A 15,013-nucleotide genomic window follows, 5' to 3' on the forward strand; every position below is an offset into this window, starting at 1 on the left:
CCGGAGAATCATCATGTTCCGCCGTTTTGTTTTACTGGCAGTGGCCGCGCTGCTCAGTGCCTGCGCCGCCAACCAGGTCAATCATGACTTCGACGCCAGCCGCGACTTTGCTGCCTATCGCAGCTGGACCTGGAAAGAACCCGCCCTGCAATACCGTCCCGATGATCCACGGATCAAGAGCGACCTGACCGAACAGCGCGTCCGTCAGGCAGTTGCCGATCAACTGGATCAACGTGGTCTGCGCCCGGCCGCCGCAGGTGCCAAGGGTGACTTGAATGTACAGGCCTACCTGATTGTCGAAGAGCGGCAACAACAGGTGACCACCAATTACGGCGGTGGGTGGGGAAACCCGTGGCATGGCTACTACGGCGCACCGATGTACAACGAAACGCGCAATGTCAGCTACAAAGTGGCGACCATCCAGATCGACCTGCTTGATGGCAAGGACGGCAAACTGGTGTGGCGCGGCAGTGACGAACAGATACTCAGCCGCACGCCGAACCCGTCGGATCGTCGCGATGCCATCTGGGAAACAGTCACGCGGATATTGGCCAACTATCCACCGCACACCTCCTAGAATCCGCCGGCCCTACAACCCCTGTGCTCCCACAGGGGTTTTTTTATGGTGCGCTGGCGAGCCTGAGGATCGACCTGAACAAGTTGAGGCAGGTGCCAACCTCAGTTGTCACCCGGGACGCCCAGCTCTGGTGATCTAGTCCGGCGTCACGATCGGCAGTTCGATGCAGAAGCGCGCGCCCTCGGCCCAGTTCCTGGCGCTCAGTTTGCCGCCCATGTTTTCAACGATGCCATAGCTCACCGACAGCCCCAGACCGGTGCCGACGCCGACCGCTTTGGTGGTGAAGAACGGCTCGAAAATCCGCTCCAGCAAACGCGGGTCGATACCGCCGCCGTTGTCCTCGACCCACAGGCGTACCAAGTGGGTGTCCCGTTCGGCGTACAGGGAAATCCACGGCTTGAACCCGGGGTTGGCCTCGCGCTTGCCGAGCAATGCATCCCGGGCATTGACCATCAGGTTGATCAGCACTTGTTCAAGCTGATCGACATGGCCGCGCACCTGCACTTCAAAACTGCACTCGCTGATGCGCAGGTCGACGCCTTTGCCATGCATGTCCTCGGACAGCAGCGACAGCGTGCCTTCGATGGCCTGGGTCGGGTTGAACGGTTGCTGCTCGATTTCCGAGCGACGGCCGAATACCCGCAGGTGGTCCACCACCCGTGCGGCACGCTGCAATTGCGCGTCGATGCGATTGAGCTTGTCGATCAGGTAATCGACCTGCGCGTCGCCGTTGTTCAGGCGCTTGAGCACATTGACGACGGCCATGCGCATCACATTCAACGGCTGGTTGATCTCATGGGCCAGGCCGGTGGCCATTTCACCGAGGGTGGCCATTTTCGCGCTTTGCGTGAGCTGCTGCTGCGAGCGCCGCACTTCGGTGTTGTCGCGCCCAACGGCCTGAACTTCGAGCAACCGGCCCTGTTCGTCAAATACCCCGCGATCGGACCAGACCCACCAGGCGTGTTCGCGGCCGGGTAGTTGCAAGTTGATCTCGGCGGTGCTGACCGGAAACTCGGGGCTCAATTGGTTCAGCCGCCGGATGAATGCATCGCGCTGTTCCCCGGACATCCAGCTGCCCAGATTCATCCCCGGCAGTTGCTCGGGCGCCAGTTCCAGATAAGTCGCCAACGGACGGTTGCCGAAGGTCAGGGTCAAGTCCGGGAGGTAGCGGCAGATCATCGCCGGCGAGTCTTCCACCAGAATCCGGTAGCGTTCTTCGCTTTGCCTGACCTGTTCGGTGGCCAGGGTCGCATCGGTGACGTCCAGCCACAGGCCCACGGCTTCCACCGGCAGGCCGAGGTCGTCGCGCAATAATCGGGCTTCATCGAGCAGCCAGTGATAGCCGCCACGACTGTCGCGCAGCCGATAGCGGGCACGCACCGAGCCTTTACGCAGCAACTGGCGGGTGCGCTCGAAATACTGCAGGCGGTCGTCGGGATGCACCCGCGTCGCCAGCGTCCCGGGGGCGCAGTCGGCGAGGGTCCAGCCGAGCAACGGCATCAGGCTGTCGCTGAAGAACACCGGTTGCAACGCACCTTCGACATAGCGCTGCAGGTAAATCACCGCCGGTGAACTGGCGATCAGATTGTTCAGGCGCGCATGGGCGGCGGCAGCGTTCTGCTCCTGGTTCTTGATGTCACTGATGTCGAGCATGAAGCCCACCACACGACGGCTTTTCCCCACGCCCAGGGCTTGACCTTGCAGGCGATACCAGACCGGCGCGAGGGTGTCATCGGCGCGATGCAAACGCACGCACAGCAGCAGGGGCGTACTCGCGTCCTGCAAGTCTTGCAGGCGAATGCGCAGTTCTTCGCGGTCGGCGGGATGTATTTGGGCGAGCCAGTTTTGCAGGGGCAATCGTGTTGCTTCAAGGTTCAGGGTACTGGCCAGCGAGGGCGCCAGTTGAATGTCGCCGAGATCGCCGAAGACTTCCCACCAACCTGTGCCCAACAAGGATTGCAGCGATTCCAGGCGCTCCAGTTGCAGATGATGCCGATGCTCGCGCAGGCGTTCGAGCAAAGGACAGGCGAGCGCGGCGGTGATTTGCAGCCAGTCGCGTTCCGTGACATCGGGGGCACGTTGTGGCGCCGTGAAGTAACCGCACAGCAACCAGGCGACCACCCCTTGAGCGTCTTGATAGGGCACGGCGAAGCCATCGGTATTGCCGAACGTGCCTTGCAGGCGCGGGTGTTCGCGCAGGTTCAGGTGCTGCGGCGCCGAGCCGCTCAAACTGTCCAGTCCCGTGCCCAGGCGTTGACCGTTTTGCCAAAGTTGCGGTGTATCTGAGGCCGCGTAGTGCTGGTGAATTTGCCAACCCTGTTCCTGCTCATCGAACAAGGCCAGGGCAATGCACGGAATCTGAAAGCGCTGCGCCAGGTTTTGCAGTTGTTCGGCCAGCATCTCGTGCAGGCGCGTCAGGCTGCACAGGCGCAACTGTCCGGCGATTTGCATCGCCAGCATCTGGCATTGTTCGCGGTTGCGCGATTGCCTGCGCTCAAGCAGCAGGTCGCCGATGTCCAGCATCTGCAACAACCAGGCATCGGCCAAGGGTTGCACCCAGCCGCGCAGATGCAGCGGGGGACCGTTGAGGCTGTAAAAGTCCAGGTCCAGTGTTTGTCCCTGCCAGTCCGCCGGCGCACCTTCGATGACGAGGTTGCTGTGGGGCAACAGGAAGTCGAGCAGATGCGGGGCCTGCGCGCCTGGAGGGGGCTGGACCAGCAAGTGCCGCAGTGGACCGCTCAGTTGAACGACGCGCCCCTCGGCATTGAGCTGCATCTGCAATCCGACGCTGTGCACCCGCAGCGCCTCTGGCGGCTCCGACGGGGGCGGCGGATGGCGATGGAGCAGGCGCCCGAACAGTTTGTCCCCGGCACTCAAAATTGCAGGCTCGCACTGGCTGTGAGGGGCGCAGGCAGATTCGGCATCTGACTGATGCCCGGGAGGCTGGCTTTCATGAGTGCGTCTACCCTGACTATCACTGAGTAATGTCAGCATAGAATCATTCAGACAAAACGGACGTTTTTTACCAAACGCAAAGCTTAGTCCCACTAACGCTCGGCCTGATGAGTGGTGAAGGGCATCTGTGTACGCCGATCTGTGGGAGATTCTATGGTTGAGGGGAAGCCCTCAACTGTCGTCACCGTGCCACTCGTCACCGCCACTCGGTGCCATAGCGCAACATGGCATTCAGCTTTATCAGGCAACCGGCCGCCAATGCCCGACCATATGCTCCAGATCCCCGGCACCCACCAACTGCAAATCCCCGCCAGGTCCCGGCGCACTGGCCAGTAGCGTCACCTCGCCGGGCAACCGTACCGGTTTCCTGAACTGCACCGCGATCTCGATATTCGCCGTCGGCAGGTGCCCGGCCAGCGCCGCCAGCGTACGCGCCTTGTTCCATAAACCATGGGCGATGGCAGTCGGGAAGCCGAAGAGTCGGGCACTGGCCGCGCTCAGGTGGATCGGGTTGTAGTCGCCGGATACCTTGGCGTATTGCCGGCCGATGTCCGAGGGCGCTTTCCAGTGCTCGACTTCGGTCAAGGCCAGACTGCTTGCCAGTTGCTCTTCGAGCGGTTCGCCCTCGAGTTTTACGCCGCGACAGAGCATCCGGCTCTGCGCCTCCCACAACGGCCCCAACTGGTCGTCGAGAGTGGTCTGCAAATCGAACGTCGCACCTTTGGCGTGGGGTTGCAGGTTCTGCACTTGCACGCTGACGCGCACCCGACTCACCCCGCCCATGGGGCGCCGCACACGAATGCGATTGCTCAGGTGGATCAGGCCCAGCAGCGGGAACGGGAAGTCCCTGATCGTGAGCAACTGCATCTGCAAGGCAAACCCGAGGATATGCGGATAGGTCGGCGGCAGCAGGCCGTTGTCGGCGAAACCACAGACCTTGCGATAGGCCGCCAGGCGCATGGGATCGACATCGACCCAGCAGTGCAAACCCGAATCGGGCAGGCAGGTGCCAGTGATTTTTCGCCGAGTCGCCGCTCGTGCGTACAACCCCGGCAGGCTGGGTTCGCGGTTAAGTGTGTACCAGTCGGTGATCATCCTTAAGCTCCCAGAACGCTTTGCCCGCAAACGCGCAACGCTTGTCCGGTGAACGCACCGGTGCCCGGTTGCGCGAGCCAGGCCACGGCCTCGGCGACGTCTTGCGGCAGGCCGCCCTGGCCAAGCGAGCTCATTCGTCGTCCGGCTTCGCGCAGGCCGAAGGGAATGTGCGCGGTCATTTGCGTTTCGATGAACCCCGGCGCCACAGCGTTGATGCTGATGCCGCGCTCATTGAGCAGCGGTGCCCACGCTTGCGCTAGGCCGATGAGCCCGGCCTTGCTCGCCGCGTAGTTGGTTTGCCCGCGATTGCCGGCGATGCCGCTGATGGATGCGAGCAGAATCACCCGGCCGTTGTCGTGCAGGGTGCCGCTGTCGAGCAGGGCTTTGGTCAGCACTTGCGGTGCGTTGAGGTTGACTGCCAGTACGGCGTCCCAGAAGTCGGGGGTCATGTTGGCCAGGGTTTTATCCCGGGTGATGCCGGCGTTGTGCACCACGATGTCGAGGCCGTCGGGCAGCTGTTCGATCAACTGCGTGGCGGCGTCTTCGGCGCAGATGTCGAGGGTGATGCTGCGCCCGCCGAGGCGTGCAGCGAGAGCTTCGAGATCGGTTTTGGCCGCTGGCACATCGAGCAGGATAACGTCGGCACCGTCACGGGCCAGGGTCTCGGCGATGGCGGCACCAATGCCCCGCGCCGCGCCGGTCACCAGAGCCTTGCGTCCGGCGAGTGGGCGTGTCCAGTCGGTGACAGGTGTCGAGCATGGATTCAGGCGAATGACCTGCCCGGACACGAAGGCACTTTTGGGTGAGAGGAAAAACCGCAGCGGGCCTTCCAGTTGCACCTCGGCACCTTCGCCGATGTAGATCAATTGCAGGGTGCCGCCGTTGCGCAACTCCTTGGCCAGGGAACGGCTGAAACCTTCCAGGGCGCGCTGCGCACTGGCGGCGAACGGGTCACGCAGGGTTTGCGGATCGCGCCCGAGAATCACCAGATGCGCACAGTGATCGAGGTTTTTCATCAGCGGCTGGAAAAACTCGCGCAGTTGCTTGAGCTGATCGGTGTGCAGCAGATCACTGGCGTCGTACACCACGGCCTTGAGTTTCGGTCCGTGGCCGGGAATCCAGGCGGTCGCTATCGAAGGCTCGGTGCCGTAGCTGTAGATCGCGTCGGTCAGACGATTGGCGAGGGCGCTGACTTGCTCCGCCAACGGCCCGCCGCCGATCAGCAACGCACCTTCCACGGGCCGCAGCCGGCCTGCCTGCCAGCGCTCCAGTCGGGTCGGTGCCGGCAACCCCAGAGCGCCGACCAGGCGATGGCCGATGGACGAATTGGCGAAGTCGATATAGCGGTCAGACATGGAACGCGCTCCGAAAGCTGGGATTCAAAGTGTGGACCATGAGTGGCGATCAGTCGTTCGATCCACGAGATAAGGCCTACGCTTGGTTACAGCAGAGTAGTTTGTCGCAGGATTTATGGTGCAACGCTGTCCCTGTGGGAGCGGGCTTGCTCGCGAAAGCGGAGTGTCATGCAACATTGATGTCGACTGACACGACGCCTTCGCGAGCAAGCCCGCTCTCACAAGGGGCCGTGTTCAGTTCAGATAATTCATCAGGAGCTCTTCATGACCCAACTGCGCCGCGTCGCGATCATTGGCGGTAACCGGATTCCGTTCGCCCGCTCCAACGGCCCCTACGCCACGGCCAGTAACCAGGTGATGCTCACTGCCGCCCTCGAAGGCCTGATCGAACGCTACAACCTGCATGGCCAGCGCATCGGCGAAGTGGTCGCCGGCGCCGTGCTCAAGTTGTCGCGGGACATGAACCTCACACGTGAGTGTGTACTCGGTTCGCGACTGTCGCCCGCCACCCCGGCCTACGACATCCAGCAGGCGTGCGGCACCGGGCTGGAAGCAGCGTTGCTGGTGGCGAACAAGATTGCCCTGGGCCAGATCGATTGCGGCATTGCCGGTGGTGTGGACACCACCTCGGATGCCCCGATCAGTGTCAGCGAGGGCCTGCGCAAGATCCTCCTGCAAGCCAACCGCGCCAGGACCACCGGCGACAAACTGAAAACCTTCCTGCAATTGCGCCCCAAACATCTGATCCCCGAGTTCCCGCGCAACGGCGAGCCGCGTACCGGGCTGTCCATGGGGCAGCATTGCGAGTTGATGGCCCAGACTTGGAACATCCCTCGCGAAGCACAGGATCAATTGGCGCTTGAGAGCCATCAGAAGCTGGCCGCGTCCTACGCCGAAGGCTGGCACAACGACCTGATGACACCGTTCCTGGGGCTCACCCGCGACAACAACCTGCGCCCGGATTCGACCCTGGAAAAGCTCGCCGCGCTCAAGCCGGCCTACGAGAAAAGCGCCAGGGGCACCCTGACCGCAGGCAACTCCACGCCACTGACCGATGGTGCGTCACTGGTGCTGCTGGGCAGCGAAGAATGGGCCAAGGCTCGCGGGTTACCGATTCTTGCCTACTGGCGCGACGGCGAGGCGGCGGCGGTGGATTTCGTCAACGGCGCGGAAGGGTTGTTGATGGCGCCGGTCTACGCTGTGCCGCGTTTGCTGGCGCGCAATGGCCTGACCTTGCAGGACTTCGACTACTACGAAATCCATGAAGCCTTCGCCGCTCAAGTGCTGTGCACATTGAAGGCCTGGGAAGATCCGGAATATTGCAAAACCCGTCTCGGCCTCGACACGGCGTTGGGCTCGATTGACCGCAGCCGACTTAACGTCAAGGGCAGTTCACTGGCGGCGGGGCACCCGTTTGCCGCCACGGGCGGGCGCATCGTCGCCAACCTGGCGAAGCTGCTGGACGCGGCGGGCAAGGGGCGGGGACTGATTTCGATTTGCGCGGCGGGCGGGCAGGGCGTGACCGCCATCATCGAGCGCTGAGCAAAAACAACTGTGGGAGCGGGCTTGCTCGCGAAAGCGGTATAGCAGTCAACATTGATGTTGAAGCTGATGCCCTCTTCGCGAGCAAGCCCGCTCCCACAGGTTTTCAGGGGCGGCAAATAAGCTGTGCCTGGCACAAGTCCTGTAGGAGCGAGCTTGCTCGCGATGGCGGTCTATCAGTCAACATAGATATTGAAGCTGATGGCCTCATCGCGAGCAAGCTCGCTCCCACAGGGTTTAGTGGTGAGTTTGCAAATCAGGTGCGGAACCTGCGCACCAACCCGTCCAGCTCATTCGACAACCCGGCCAGGCTCTGGGAATCCAGGCGCGCCGAGTTGGCCAGTTCCGCCACCAACTGCGCATCGCCATGGATCTGGCTAATGTGCCGATTGATGTCTTCGGCCACTTGATGCTGTTGTTCCGCCGCGGTGGCGATCTGGGTGTTCATATCGCGGATCACGTCCACCGACTCGCGAATCTGCCCGAAGCTGTTGCGCGCTTCACCGATGCGCGTCACCGATTGCTGGGACACCTCCAGGCTGGCGTGCATCTGTTGGGTCACCTGGCTTGTGCGTTTGGCCAGGTTGCCCAGCAGACCGTCGATTTCCGCCGTGGAGTCGGCCGTGCGTTTGGCCAGAGCTCGAACTTCATCGGCCACCACGGCAAAACCGCGACCTTGTTCACCAGCCCGGGCCGCTTCGATAGCGGCGTTCAGTGCCAGCAGGTTGGTCTGCTCAGCAATCGAACGGATAGTCCCGAGGATCGACTGAATGTCGTTGCTGTCGCGTTCGAGCTGTTGCATCGACTGGGCCGACTGTTCGATTTCCTGGCTCAGGCGATCCACGCTGTTCACCGCCGCATCGATCTGCTGCTGACCTTCGCGCGCCTGGCGCTGGCCACTGTCGGCAGACTCCGCAGCCTGACTGCAAGAGCGTGCGACTTCGTTGGCAGTGGCGACCATTTCGTGGAACGCCGTGGATACCATGTCCACCGCTTCACGCTGGCGCCCGGCGGCTTCGGCCATGTCGCTGGAAACCTGGGTCGAACTCTTGGACGTGGCGAGGATCTTGCCCGCCGCACCGCCGATGTTCTGGATCAGGTTGCGAATAGCGGTCAGGAACTGGTTGAACCAGTTGGCCAGTTGCGCGGTTTCGTCGTTGCCACGGATTTGCAGGTTCTGGGTCAGGTCGCCTTCGCCCTGGGCGATGCCTTCCAGGCCGCTGGCCACGCTGCGGATCGGACGCACGATGAGGCTGGCAAAGCTGGCGCCGACGATGGCGAAGACGACGGCCAGAACGGCGGCGATGATGGCGATCAACCAGGTCAACTGGGTCGCGGAACTCATCACGTCGTTCTGTTTGATCAGGCCGATGAAGGTCCAGCCCAGTTGCTCCGATGGCCAGACGTTGGCCATGTAGCGCTCGCCGTTGAGCTCCACTTCCACCAGACCCTTGCCGGCCTTGGCCAGTTGCGCGTAGCCGTCGCCGAGGCTGTTCAGCGGTTTGAAATTGTGTTCCGGTTGTTTCGGATCCACCAGGACCGTGCCGGTGTTTTCCAGCAGCATCAGGTAGCCGGTTTCGCCGAGCTTGATCTGTTTGACGATTTCGGTGAGCTGCTTGAGCGTCACGTCGATGCTGACCACGCCGCCGTTGGTGCCCAGCTTGTTGTCGATGGTGCGCACGGTGCTGACGTAGGTCGCGTCGTCCTGGGCCCAGTAGTAGGCCTCGGTGCGGAACGGCTTGCCCGGTTTGGCCTGGGCGGCCTTGTACCAGGGGCGCTGGCGCGGGTCGTAGTTGCTCAGTTTCGGATCATCCGGCCACGACACGTAACCGCCCGCCGCCGTGCCGAGGATGGCATAGGCGTAGGCCGGGTGGCTGTTGCCCAGGTCCTGGAGCAGGGTGAAGACTTTTTTGTCCGCCTCGCCTTGAGGGATGCTCTCGGCGTTGGCGGCCATGTAGGTCTTGAGGCTGTCGTCGGAGTTTCGGATCAACGGCTGCCTGGCCAGGTAATCGACGTTCTGGCTGATGCCGTCAAAGAACAACTGCATGGCATTGCTGACCTGACGAATCTCGCGGGCACTGCCGTCGATGAATTCGTCCCTGGCATCACTGCGCAGGTTCAGCACAACGAGGGTGGCGACCAGTACCACAGGCAGGCAGGCGATGATTGCAAACGCCCAGGTCAACTTCTGTTTGATGTTCATCCGCGCTCCAGATTTTCTTGTAGGCCCACGCAGTGCAGATGACTCGCGGTTTTTTGGCAGCCGTAAACGTTCTTGGTCAACCCGGGTCCTTGAGTGCGGCATCGCTTTTGTTGTGGCAGCGATTGTCGGACAAATCACTCTGTCACTAAGGACTTCGGCTGTTGTCGGAGGAAATTGAGGCCTGTTTGGAAAAATCCTACGGAAGGTATGAACAGTGGTGTCAGTTTCTGTCGCAATTGCCCTCAATACCCTTGCACAACAAGTGACGCAGGCTCGGCTATGATCTGGAACGATCCGTGGCGGTGGTCGGTTTTATCTGATGAAACCGGCACATTGTGTGCATTCTGCAATGCTCATAAGTCGGCAACCCCTCCCCCCGGTGAGTGGATTGCCGTATAACGAATGACTTTCGCGTGTTTGGTAATAAAGGACCCACAATAAAAGCTGATGAAGACTCCAAAACGCATTGAACCCCTGATCGAGGACGGTCTGGTCGACGAGGTGCTGCGCCCACTCATGAGTGGTAAAGAAGCAGCTGTTTATGTGGTGCGCTGCGGTAACCAGTTACGTTGCGCGAAGGTTTACAAGGAGGCGAACAAACGCAGTTTCCGTCAGGCGGCCGAGTACCAGGAAGGCCGCAAGGTGCGCAACAGCCGTCAGGCCCGGGCCATGGCCAAGGGTTCCAAGTTCGGGCGCAAGGAAACCGAAGACGCCTGGCAGAACGCCGAAGTGGCGGCGTTGTTTCGCCTGGCCAATGCCGGTGTGCGGGTGCCCAAGCCGTATGACTTCCTTGAAGGCGTGCTGCTCATGGAGCTGGTGGCCGACGAGTACGGTGATGCCGCGCCACGTCTGAATGATGTGGTGCTGGAGCCGGATCAGGCTCGCGAGTATCACGCGTATCTGATTTCCCAGATCGTGCTGATGCTGTGTACCGGCCTGGTGCACGGCGACTTGTCCGAATTCAATGTGCTGCTGACACCGACCGGCCCGGTGATCATCGACCTGCCGCAAGCGGTGGACGCGGCGGGCAACAACCACGCGTTCAGCATGCTGGAGCGTGACGTGGGCAACATGGCGTCCTACTTCGGGCGGTTTGCGCCGGAGTTGAAGAAGACCAAGTACGCCAAGGAAATGTGGGCCTTGTACGAGGCTGGCACCTTGCACCCGGCCAGCGTCCTGACCGGCGAGTTCGCCGAATCGGAAGATCTGGCCGACGTGGGCGGCATCATGCGCGAAATCGAGGCCGCACGCCTGGATGAAGAACGCAAGCAAGCGGCACGCGCGGCGGACGATGCTCCACCGGGCAAGACCGAAGAGCCGCCTCCACCGTGGATGCAGTGATCGGATAAAAAACCGGCTTCGGCCGGTTTTTTTGTGGGTGCCTGCTTCCAGACACAGGAGAACTAATGTGGGAGCGGGCTTGCTCGCGAAGGCGTCGTATCAGTAGACATCAATGTTGCATGACACACCGCCTTCGCGAGCAAGCCCGCTCCCACAGGGAATAGCCTGCGATCAGGCTCGGGCCGGGGTGGCACAGCACCCCGACTCCAGATTCTTCAGGATCGGACAATCCGGCCGATGATCGCCCTGACAGTGCTCAACCAGATCCTGCAATGTATCGCGCAATTGCCCCAGTTCACGGATCTTCTGGTTCAACTCATCGATATGCTGGCGGGCCAAAGCCTTCACATCGGCGCTGGCGCGTTGGCGGTCTTGCCAGAGCGTCAACAACTTGCCGACTTCCTCCAGGGAAAACCCCAGGTCCCGCGAGCGCTTGATGAACGCCAGCGTGTGCAGGTCATCATCGCCGTACACCCGGTAACCGCTGTCGGTGCGATGGGCCGCCTTGAGCAGGCCAATGGACTCGTAGTAACGGATCATCTTTGCGCTCAGGCCACTGTGGCGGGCCGCTTGGCCGATGTTCATCGGTTGTCCTCCAGGTCCTTGGGTTTCCAGGTTTTCAACAGTAGCGCATTGCTCACCACGCTGACGCTCGACAACGCCATGGCCGCACCGGCCAGCACCGGGTTGAGCACGCCAAACACCGCGAGCGGAATGCCGATCAGGTTATAGACGAAGGCCCAGAACAGATTCTGGCGGATTTTTGCATAGGTCTTGCGGCTGATCTCCAGCGCTGCTGGCACCAGTCGCGGATCGCCGCGCATCAGGGTAATGCCGGCCGCGTGCATGGCGACGTCGGTGCCGCCACCCATGGCGATGCCGATATCGGCGGCGGCCAGTGCCGGGGCGTCGTTGATGCCGTCGCCGACCATCGCCACCACAGCGGTTTTTTTCAACGCGGCGACCGTGGCGGCTTTGTCCGCCGGCAGCACTTCGGCATGCACATCGTGGATGCCCAGCGCCTCGGCCACCACGTTGGCGCTGCCACGATTATCACCGGTCAGCAGGTGGCTGCTGATGTTTCGTGCGCTCAGTTGTTGCACCGCTTGCAACGCGCCGGGCTTGAGGGTGTCACCGAAGGCGAACAGGCCCAGCACGCGTGGCTCGGGTTTTTGTTCGATCAGCCAGGACAAGGTCCGGCCTTCGCTTTCCCACTCGATCGCCGAGTCGGCCAACGGCCCGGCGTTCAGGCCGTTGTCTTCCAGCAGGCGCCGATTGCCCAAGGCCAAGCGACGGCCCTCGAGGCTGCCGGCGATGCCACGCCCGGTCAGGGACTGGCTGTCGCTGACATCGGCCACCGTCAAATGGCGTTCGGCACAGGCATCCAGAACAGCCTTGGCCAGCGGATGCTCACTGCCGCGTTGCAGGGCGCCGGCCAATTGCAGCAGGCTGGCTTCATCACCGTCGATGGCACTTAGATGAGCGATGCGCGGGGCGCCGGAGGTCAGGGTGCCGGTTTTGTCGAACACCACTGCGCTGACTTCATGGGCACGTTCCAGTGCTTCAGCGTCCTTGATCAGAATCCCGTAGCGTGCCGCCACGCCGGTGCCGGCCATGATCGCCGTCGGTGTGGCCAGGCCCAGGGCGCACGGGCAGGCGATCACCAGCACCGCCACGGCGTTGATCAGTGCGGTTTCCATCGGCGCACCATACAGCCACCAGCCGATCAGGGTTGCCAAGGCAATCAACAGCACGACAGGCACGAATACCTGGCTGACTTTATCCACCAGTTTCTGGATCGGCGCTTTTGCGGCCTGGGCGTCTTCTACCAGACGGATGATCCGCGCCAGCACGGTTTCCGCTCCGAGGGCCTGGGTACGCACCAGCAACCGGCCTTCACCGTTGATCGCACCGCCGGTGACTTTGTCGCCGGGCTGCTTGGGCACCGGCAGGCTCTCGCCGCTGATCAGGGCTTCGTCGGCGTGGCTCTGGCCTTCAACCACTTCGCCGTCCACCGGGAAGCGTTCGCCAGGTTTGACCATCACCAGATCATTGAGGCGCAGCGCACTGATGGCGACTTCTTGTTCGCGGCCATCGATCACCTGAATCGCCCGTTCCGGACGCAAGGCTTCGAGGGCGCGAATGGCGCTGGCGGTCTGGCGCTTGGCGCGGCTTTCCAGGTATTTGCCCAGCAGCACCAGGGCAATCACCACCGCCGAGGCTTCGAAATACAGATGCGGCATGCGCCCGGCGGCGGTGGCCCATTCATACACGCTCAAGCCATAACCGGCGCTGGTGCCCAGGGCCACCAGCAAATCCATGTTGCCGGCCCCGGCGCGCACGGCTTTCCACGCGGCGACGTAAAACCGTGCGCCGAAGATGAATTGCACCGGCGTGGCCAAGGCGAACTGCACCCAGGCCGGGAGCATCCAGTGCACGCCGAATGGCTGTAGCAACATCGGCAACACCAGCGGCAAGGCGAGGGCAATGGCGATGATCAAGGCCAGGCGTTCGCGATGCAGGCGCTGTTGCTGATTGTCGGTGGGTGGGTGTTCGGTTTCCCGGACGGTGGCGGTGTAGCCAGCCTTGGCCACCGCTGCGATCAAGGTTTGCGGATCGATCTGGCCGAGCAGCTCAAGGTGGGCGCGTTCGTTGGCCAGGTTGACGCTGACGCTTTTCACTCCCGCCACCTTGCCCAGCGCACGCTCGACGCGACCGACGCAGGATGCGCAGGTCATGCCGTCGATGCTCAATTCCAGATTCTGTTGCGGCACGCTGTAGCCGGCCTTGGCCACGGCATCCATCAGGGCCGGCAGACTGTCACTGGGCGCTTGCACCCGCGCCTGTTCAGTGGCGAGGTTGACGCTGACGGCACTGGCGCCAATGACTTTGCTCAAGGCGCGCTCGACACGCCCGGCGCAACTGGCGCAGGTCATGCCGGCAATCGGCAGGTCGAACGTGGTGGATTCGGACATCGGTCGCACTCCCTGTAGTAGATGACCACAGGATCAACCTTGCCATGCTGGCAAGGTCAAGCACCAATCTGAAACGTGCCACTGATCCCTTGTGGGAGCGGGCTTGCTCGCGAAAGCGTCGTGTCAGTCGACATCAATGTTGCATGACACTCCGCCTTCGCGAGCAAGCCCGCTCCCACAGGGGGGGTGTCAGTAACCCAGCCCTGCACGCTTCAGATACATCCCTTCCTGTGTCATCGCGATCCGGTACTTGAGCACATCTCCGGCCTTGAGCTGGATATCCTGCGAACCCGGCGCGAGCATGCCCGGATTGCAACCCGGCACCTGGCCCGGCAGCAATTTGAGTCGCAGCGACACTTTGCCTGGCGGCAGGTTGAACGAGGTGCTCTGCTCCTGAAACAGCCGCGCCGCCAGTTGATCCTGGATGTACACACCGATTTCGCAACTGGTCGCAACTTCCAGGCGCTCGCGGGAAATGATCAGCACGCCATAATCCTGACCGGCAGCATTGACCGAAGGCACGGCGGCGAAAAGGCTGAGAAAGCCAAACAGGCTGAAAACTGACCAGCGCATGGCTGAATCTCCTGAGTTCGAGTCATTGATGGACGCAGCTTGGCCGAGCCCCGCGTCGATTGCCAGCCCGGCAGCAATCTTCAGAACTTGACCTTGCCATGGTGGCAAGCTCGAAACTGGGTTCAACCTCGGAAAAGGAGTCATCCCATGCAAGTGTTCAACGTTGAAGGCATGTCTTGTGGCCATTGCGTCAAGGCCATCACTCAGGCGGTCCAGGCCAAAGACCCGGCGGCCAGTGTGCGGGTCGATCTGGCAGCCAGGGAGGTCGGAGTCGAAAGTGCGCTGAGCGCCGAGCAAGTGATCGAAGCGATCAGCGAAGAGGGTTACGGCGTCAAATTGGCCTGATTTTAATAGTTAGCGAGCTATCTTAATGTTCAAGGCGTCCATGCGCGGCTAG

The 15,013-nt window shown here is 61.9% G+C and carries 11 protein-coding genes and 1 pseudogene; 4 read left to right on the forward strand and 8 right to left on the reverse strand.

Annotation, left to right across the window (positions count from 1 at the left end):
• The first annotated feature begins 13 nt into the window (after window positions 1–13).
• Window positions 14–577 (forward strand): DUF4136 domain-containing protein, encoded by a 564-nt coding sequence (locus PMI28_RS03975; RefSeq protein WP_007991307.1) that lies wholly within the window; start codon window positions 14–16, stop codon window positions 575–577.
• A gap of 135 nt (window positions 578–712) precedes the next feature.
• Here the strand turns inward: PMI28_RS03975 and PMI28_RS03970 are convergent, their stop codons facing one another.
• The 3 genes from PMI28_RS03970 to PMI28_RS03960 all read right to left on the reverse strand — a co-directional run bounded on the left by PMI28_RS03970 (window position 713) and on the right by PMI28_RS03960 (window position 5,982).
• A complete protein-coding gene (locus tag PMI28_RS03970) occupies window positions 713–3,454 on the reverse strand; it encodes an ATP-binding protein (protein ID WP_007991309.1) in 2,742 nt (913 codons plus the stop codon).
• A gap of 318 nt (window positions 3,455–3,772) precedes the next feature.
• Window positions 3,773–4,627: a MaoC family dehydratase gene (locus tag PMI28_RS03965; protein ID WP_007991311.1), complete on the reverse strand. Its 855-nt coding sequence runs from the start codon at window positions 4,625–4,627 to the stop codon at window positions 3,773–3,775.
• Window positions 4,628–4,629: 2 nt separating this feature from the next.
• Window positions 4,630–5,982, reverse strand: coding sequence for a 3-oxoacyl-ACP reductase (locus tag PMI28_RS03960; RefSeq protein ID WP_007991313.1), 1,353 nt, complete (start codon window positions 5,980–5,982; stop codon window positions 4,630–4,632).
• A 264-nt stretch (window positions 5,983–6,246) separates the two neighbouring features.
• On the opposite strand from PMI28_RS03960, the gene PMI28_RS03955 reads away from it, so the two are divergent.
• Window positions 6,247–7,524 (forward strand): acetyl-CoA C-acetyltransferase, encoded by a 1,278-nt coding sequence (locus tag PMI28_RS03955; RefSeq protein WP_007991314.1) that lies wholly within the window; start codon window positions 6,247–6,249, stop codon window positions 7,522–7,524.
• Between the two features lie 256 nt (window positions 7,525–7,780).
• On the opposite strand, the gene PMI28_RS31700 is transcribed toward PMI28_RS03955, so the two are convergent.
• A complete protein-coding gene (locus PMI28_RS31700; protein WP_371319548.1) occupies window positions 7,781–8,548 on the reverse strand; it encodes a methyl-accepting chemotaxis protein in 768 nt (255 codons plus the stop codon).
• Window positions 8,549–8,638: 90 nt separating this feature from the next.
• Window positions 8,639–9,829 (reverse strand): annotated as a pseudogene (locus PMI28_RS31705) (cache domain-containing sensor histidine kinase); the annotation flags it as partial.
• A 345-nt stretch (window positions 9,830–10,174) separates the two neighbouring features.
• Between PMI28_RS31705 and PMI28_RS03945 the strand changes: the two are divergent.
• Window positions 10,175–11,068 (forward strand): PA4780 family RIO1-like protein kinase, encoded by an 894-nt coding sequence (locus PMI28_RS03945; RefSeq protein ID WP_007991318.1) that lies wholly within the window; start codon window positions 10,175–10,177, stop codon window positions 11,066–11,068.
• Window positions 11,069–11,239: 171 nt separating this feature from the next.
• Here PMI28_RS03945 and cueR read toward each other — a convergent pair whose 3' ends face one another.
• The 3 genes from cueR to PMI28_RS03930 all read right to left on the reverse strand — a co-directional run bounded on the left by cueR (window position 11,240) and on the right by PMI28_RS03930 (window position 14,616).
• The gene (gene cueR / locus PMI28_RS03940; RefSeq protein ID WP_007991319.1) at window positions 11,240–11,653 is read right to left on the reverse strand and encodes a Cu(I)-responsive transcriptional regulator; all 414 of its coding nucleotides are present in this window, start codon (window positions 11,651–11,653) and stop codon (window positions 11,240–11,242) included.
• Complete coding sequence (locus PMI28_RS03935; RefSeq protein WP_007991321.1) at window positions 11,650–14,043, reverse strand: heavy metal translocating P-type ATPase; 2,394 nt, start codon at window positions 14,041–14,043, stop codon at window positions 11,650–11,652. Before PMI28_RS03935 ends, cueR begins: the two co-directional genes overlap by 4 nt.
• Before the next feature lie 189 nt (window positions 14,044–14,232).
• Window positions 14,233–14,616: a hypothetical protein gene (locus tag PMI28_RS03930; protein WP_007991323.1), complete on the reverse strand. Its 384-nt coding sequence runs from the start codon at window positions 14,614–14,616 to the stop codon at window positions 14,233–14,235.
• Window positions 14,617–14,763: 147 nt separating this feature from the next.
• Here PMI28_RS03930 and PMI28_RS03925 point away from each other — a divergent pair, with 147 nt between their 5' ends.
• On the forward strand, window positions 14,764–14,961 hold the full coding sequence (locus tag PMI28_RS03925; RefSeq protein WP_007991325.1) for a heavy-metal-associated domain-containing protein: 198 nt from the start codon (window positions 14,764–14,766) through the stop codon (window positions 14,959–14,961).
• Window positions 14,962–15,013 lie beyond the last annotated feature (52 nt).

The sequence above is a fragment of the Pseudomonas sp. GM48 genome (assembly GCF_000282335.1).
Lineage (GTDB): Bacteria > Pseudomonadota > Gammaproteobacteria > Pseudomonadales > Pseudomonadaceae > Aquipseudomonas.

Bases quoted from the DNA above. Each gene is read 5' to 3' on its own strand.
- PMI28_RS03960 (WP_007991313.1), bottom strand. From the start codon at position 5,982: ATGTCTGACCGCTATATCGACTTCGCCAATTCGTCCATCGGCCATCGC.
- PMI28_RS03975 (WP_007991307.1), top strand. From the start codon at position 14: ATGTTCCGCCGTTTTGTTTTACTGGCAGTGGCCGCGCTGCTCAGTGCC.
- PMI28_RS03925 (WP_007991325.1), top strand. From the start codon at position 14,764: ATGCAAGTGTTCAACGTTGAAGGCATGTCTTGTGGCCATTGCGTCAAG.
- cueR (WP_007991319.1), bottom strand. From the start codon at position 11,653: ATGAACATCGGCCAAGCGGCCCGCCACAGTGGCCTGAGCGCAAAGATG.
- PMI28_RS31700 (WP_371319548.1), bottom strand. From the start codon at position 8,548: ATGGCCGAAGCCGCCGGGCGCCAGCGTGAAGCGGTGGACATGGTATCC.
- PMI28_RS03965 (WP_007991311.1), bottom strand. From the start codon at position 4,627: ATGATCACCGACTGGTACACACTTAACCGCGAACCCAGCCTGCCGGGG.
- PMI28_RS03945 (WP_007991318.1), top strand. From the start codon at position 10,175: ATGAAGACTCCAAAACGCATTGAACCCCTGATCGAGGACGGTCTGGTC.
- PMI28_RS03930 (WP_007991323.1), bottom strand. From the start codon at position 14,616: ATGCGCTGGTCAGTTTTCAGCCTGTTTGGCTTTCTCAGCCTTTTCGCC.
- PMI28_RS03935 (WP_007991321.1), bottom strand. From the start codon at position 14,043: ATGTCCGAATCCACCACGTTCGACCTGCCGATTGCCGGCATGACCTGC.
- PMI28_RS03955 (WP_007991314.1), top strand. From the start codon at position 6,247: ATGACCCAACTGCGCCGCGTCGCGATCATTGGCGGTAACCGGATTCCG.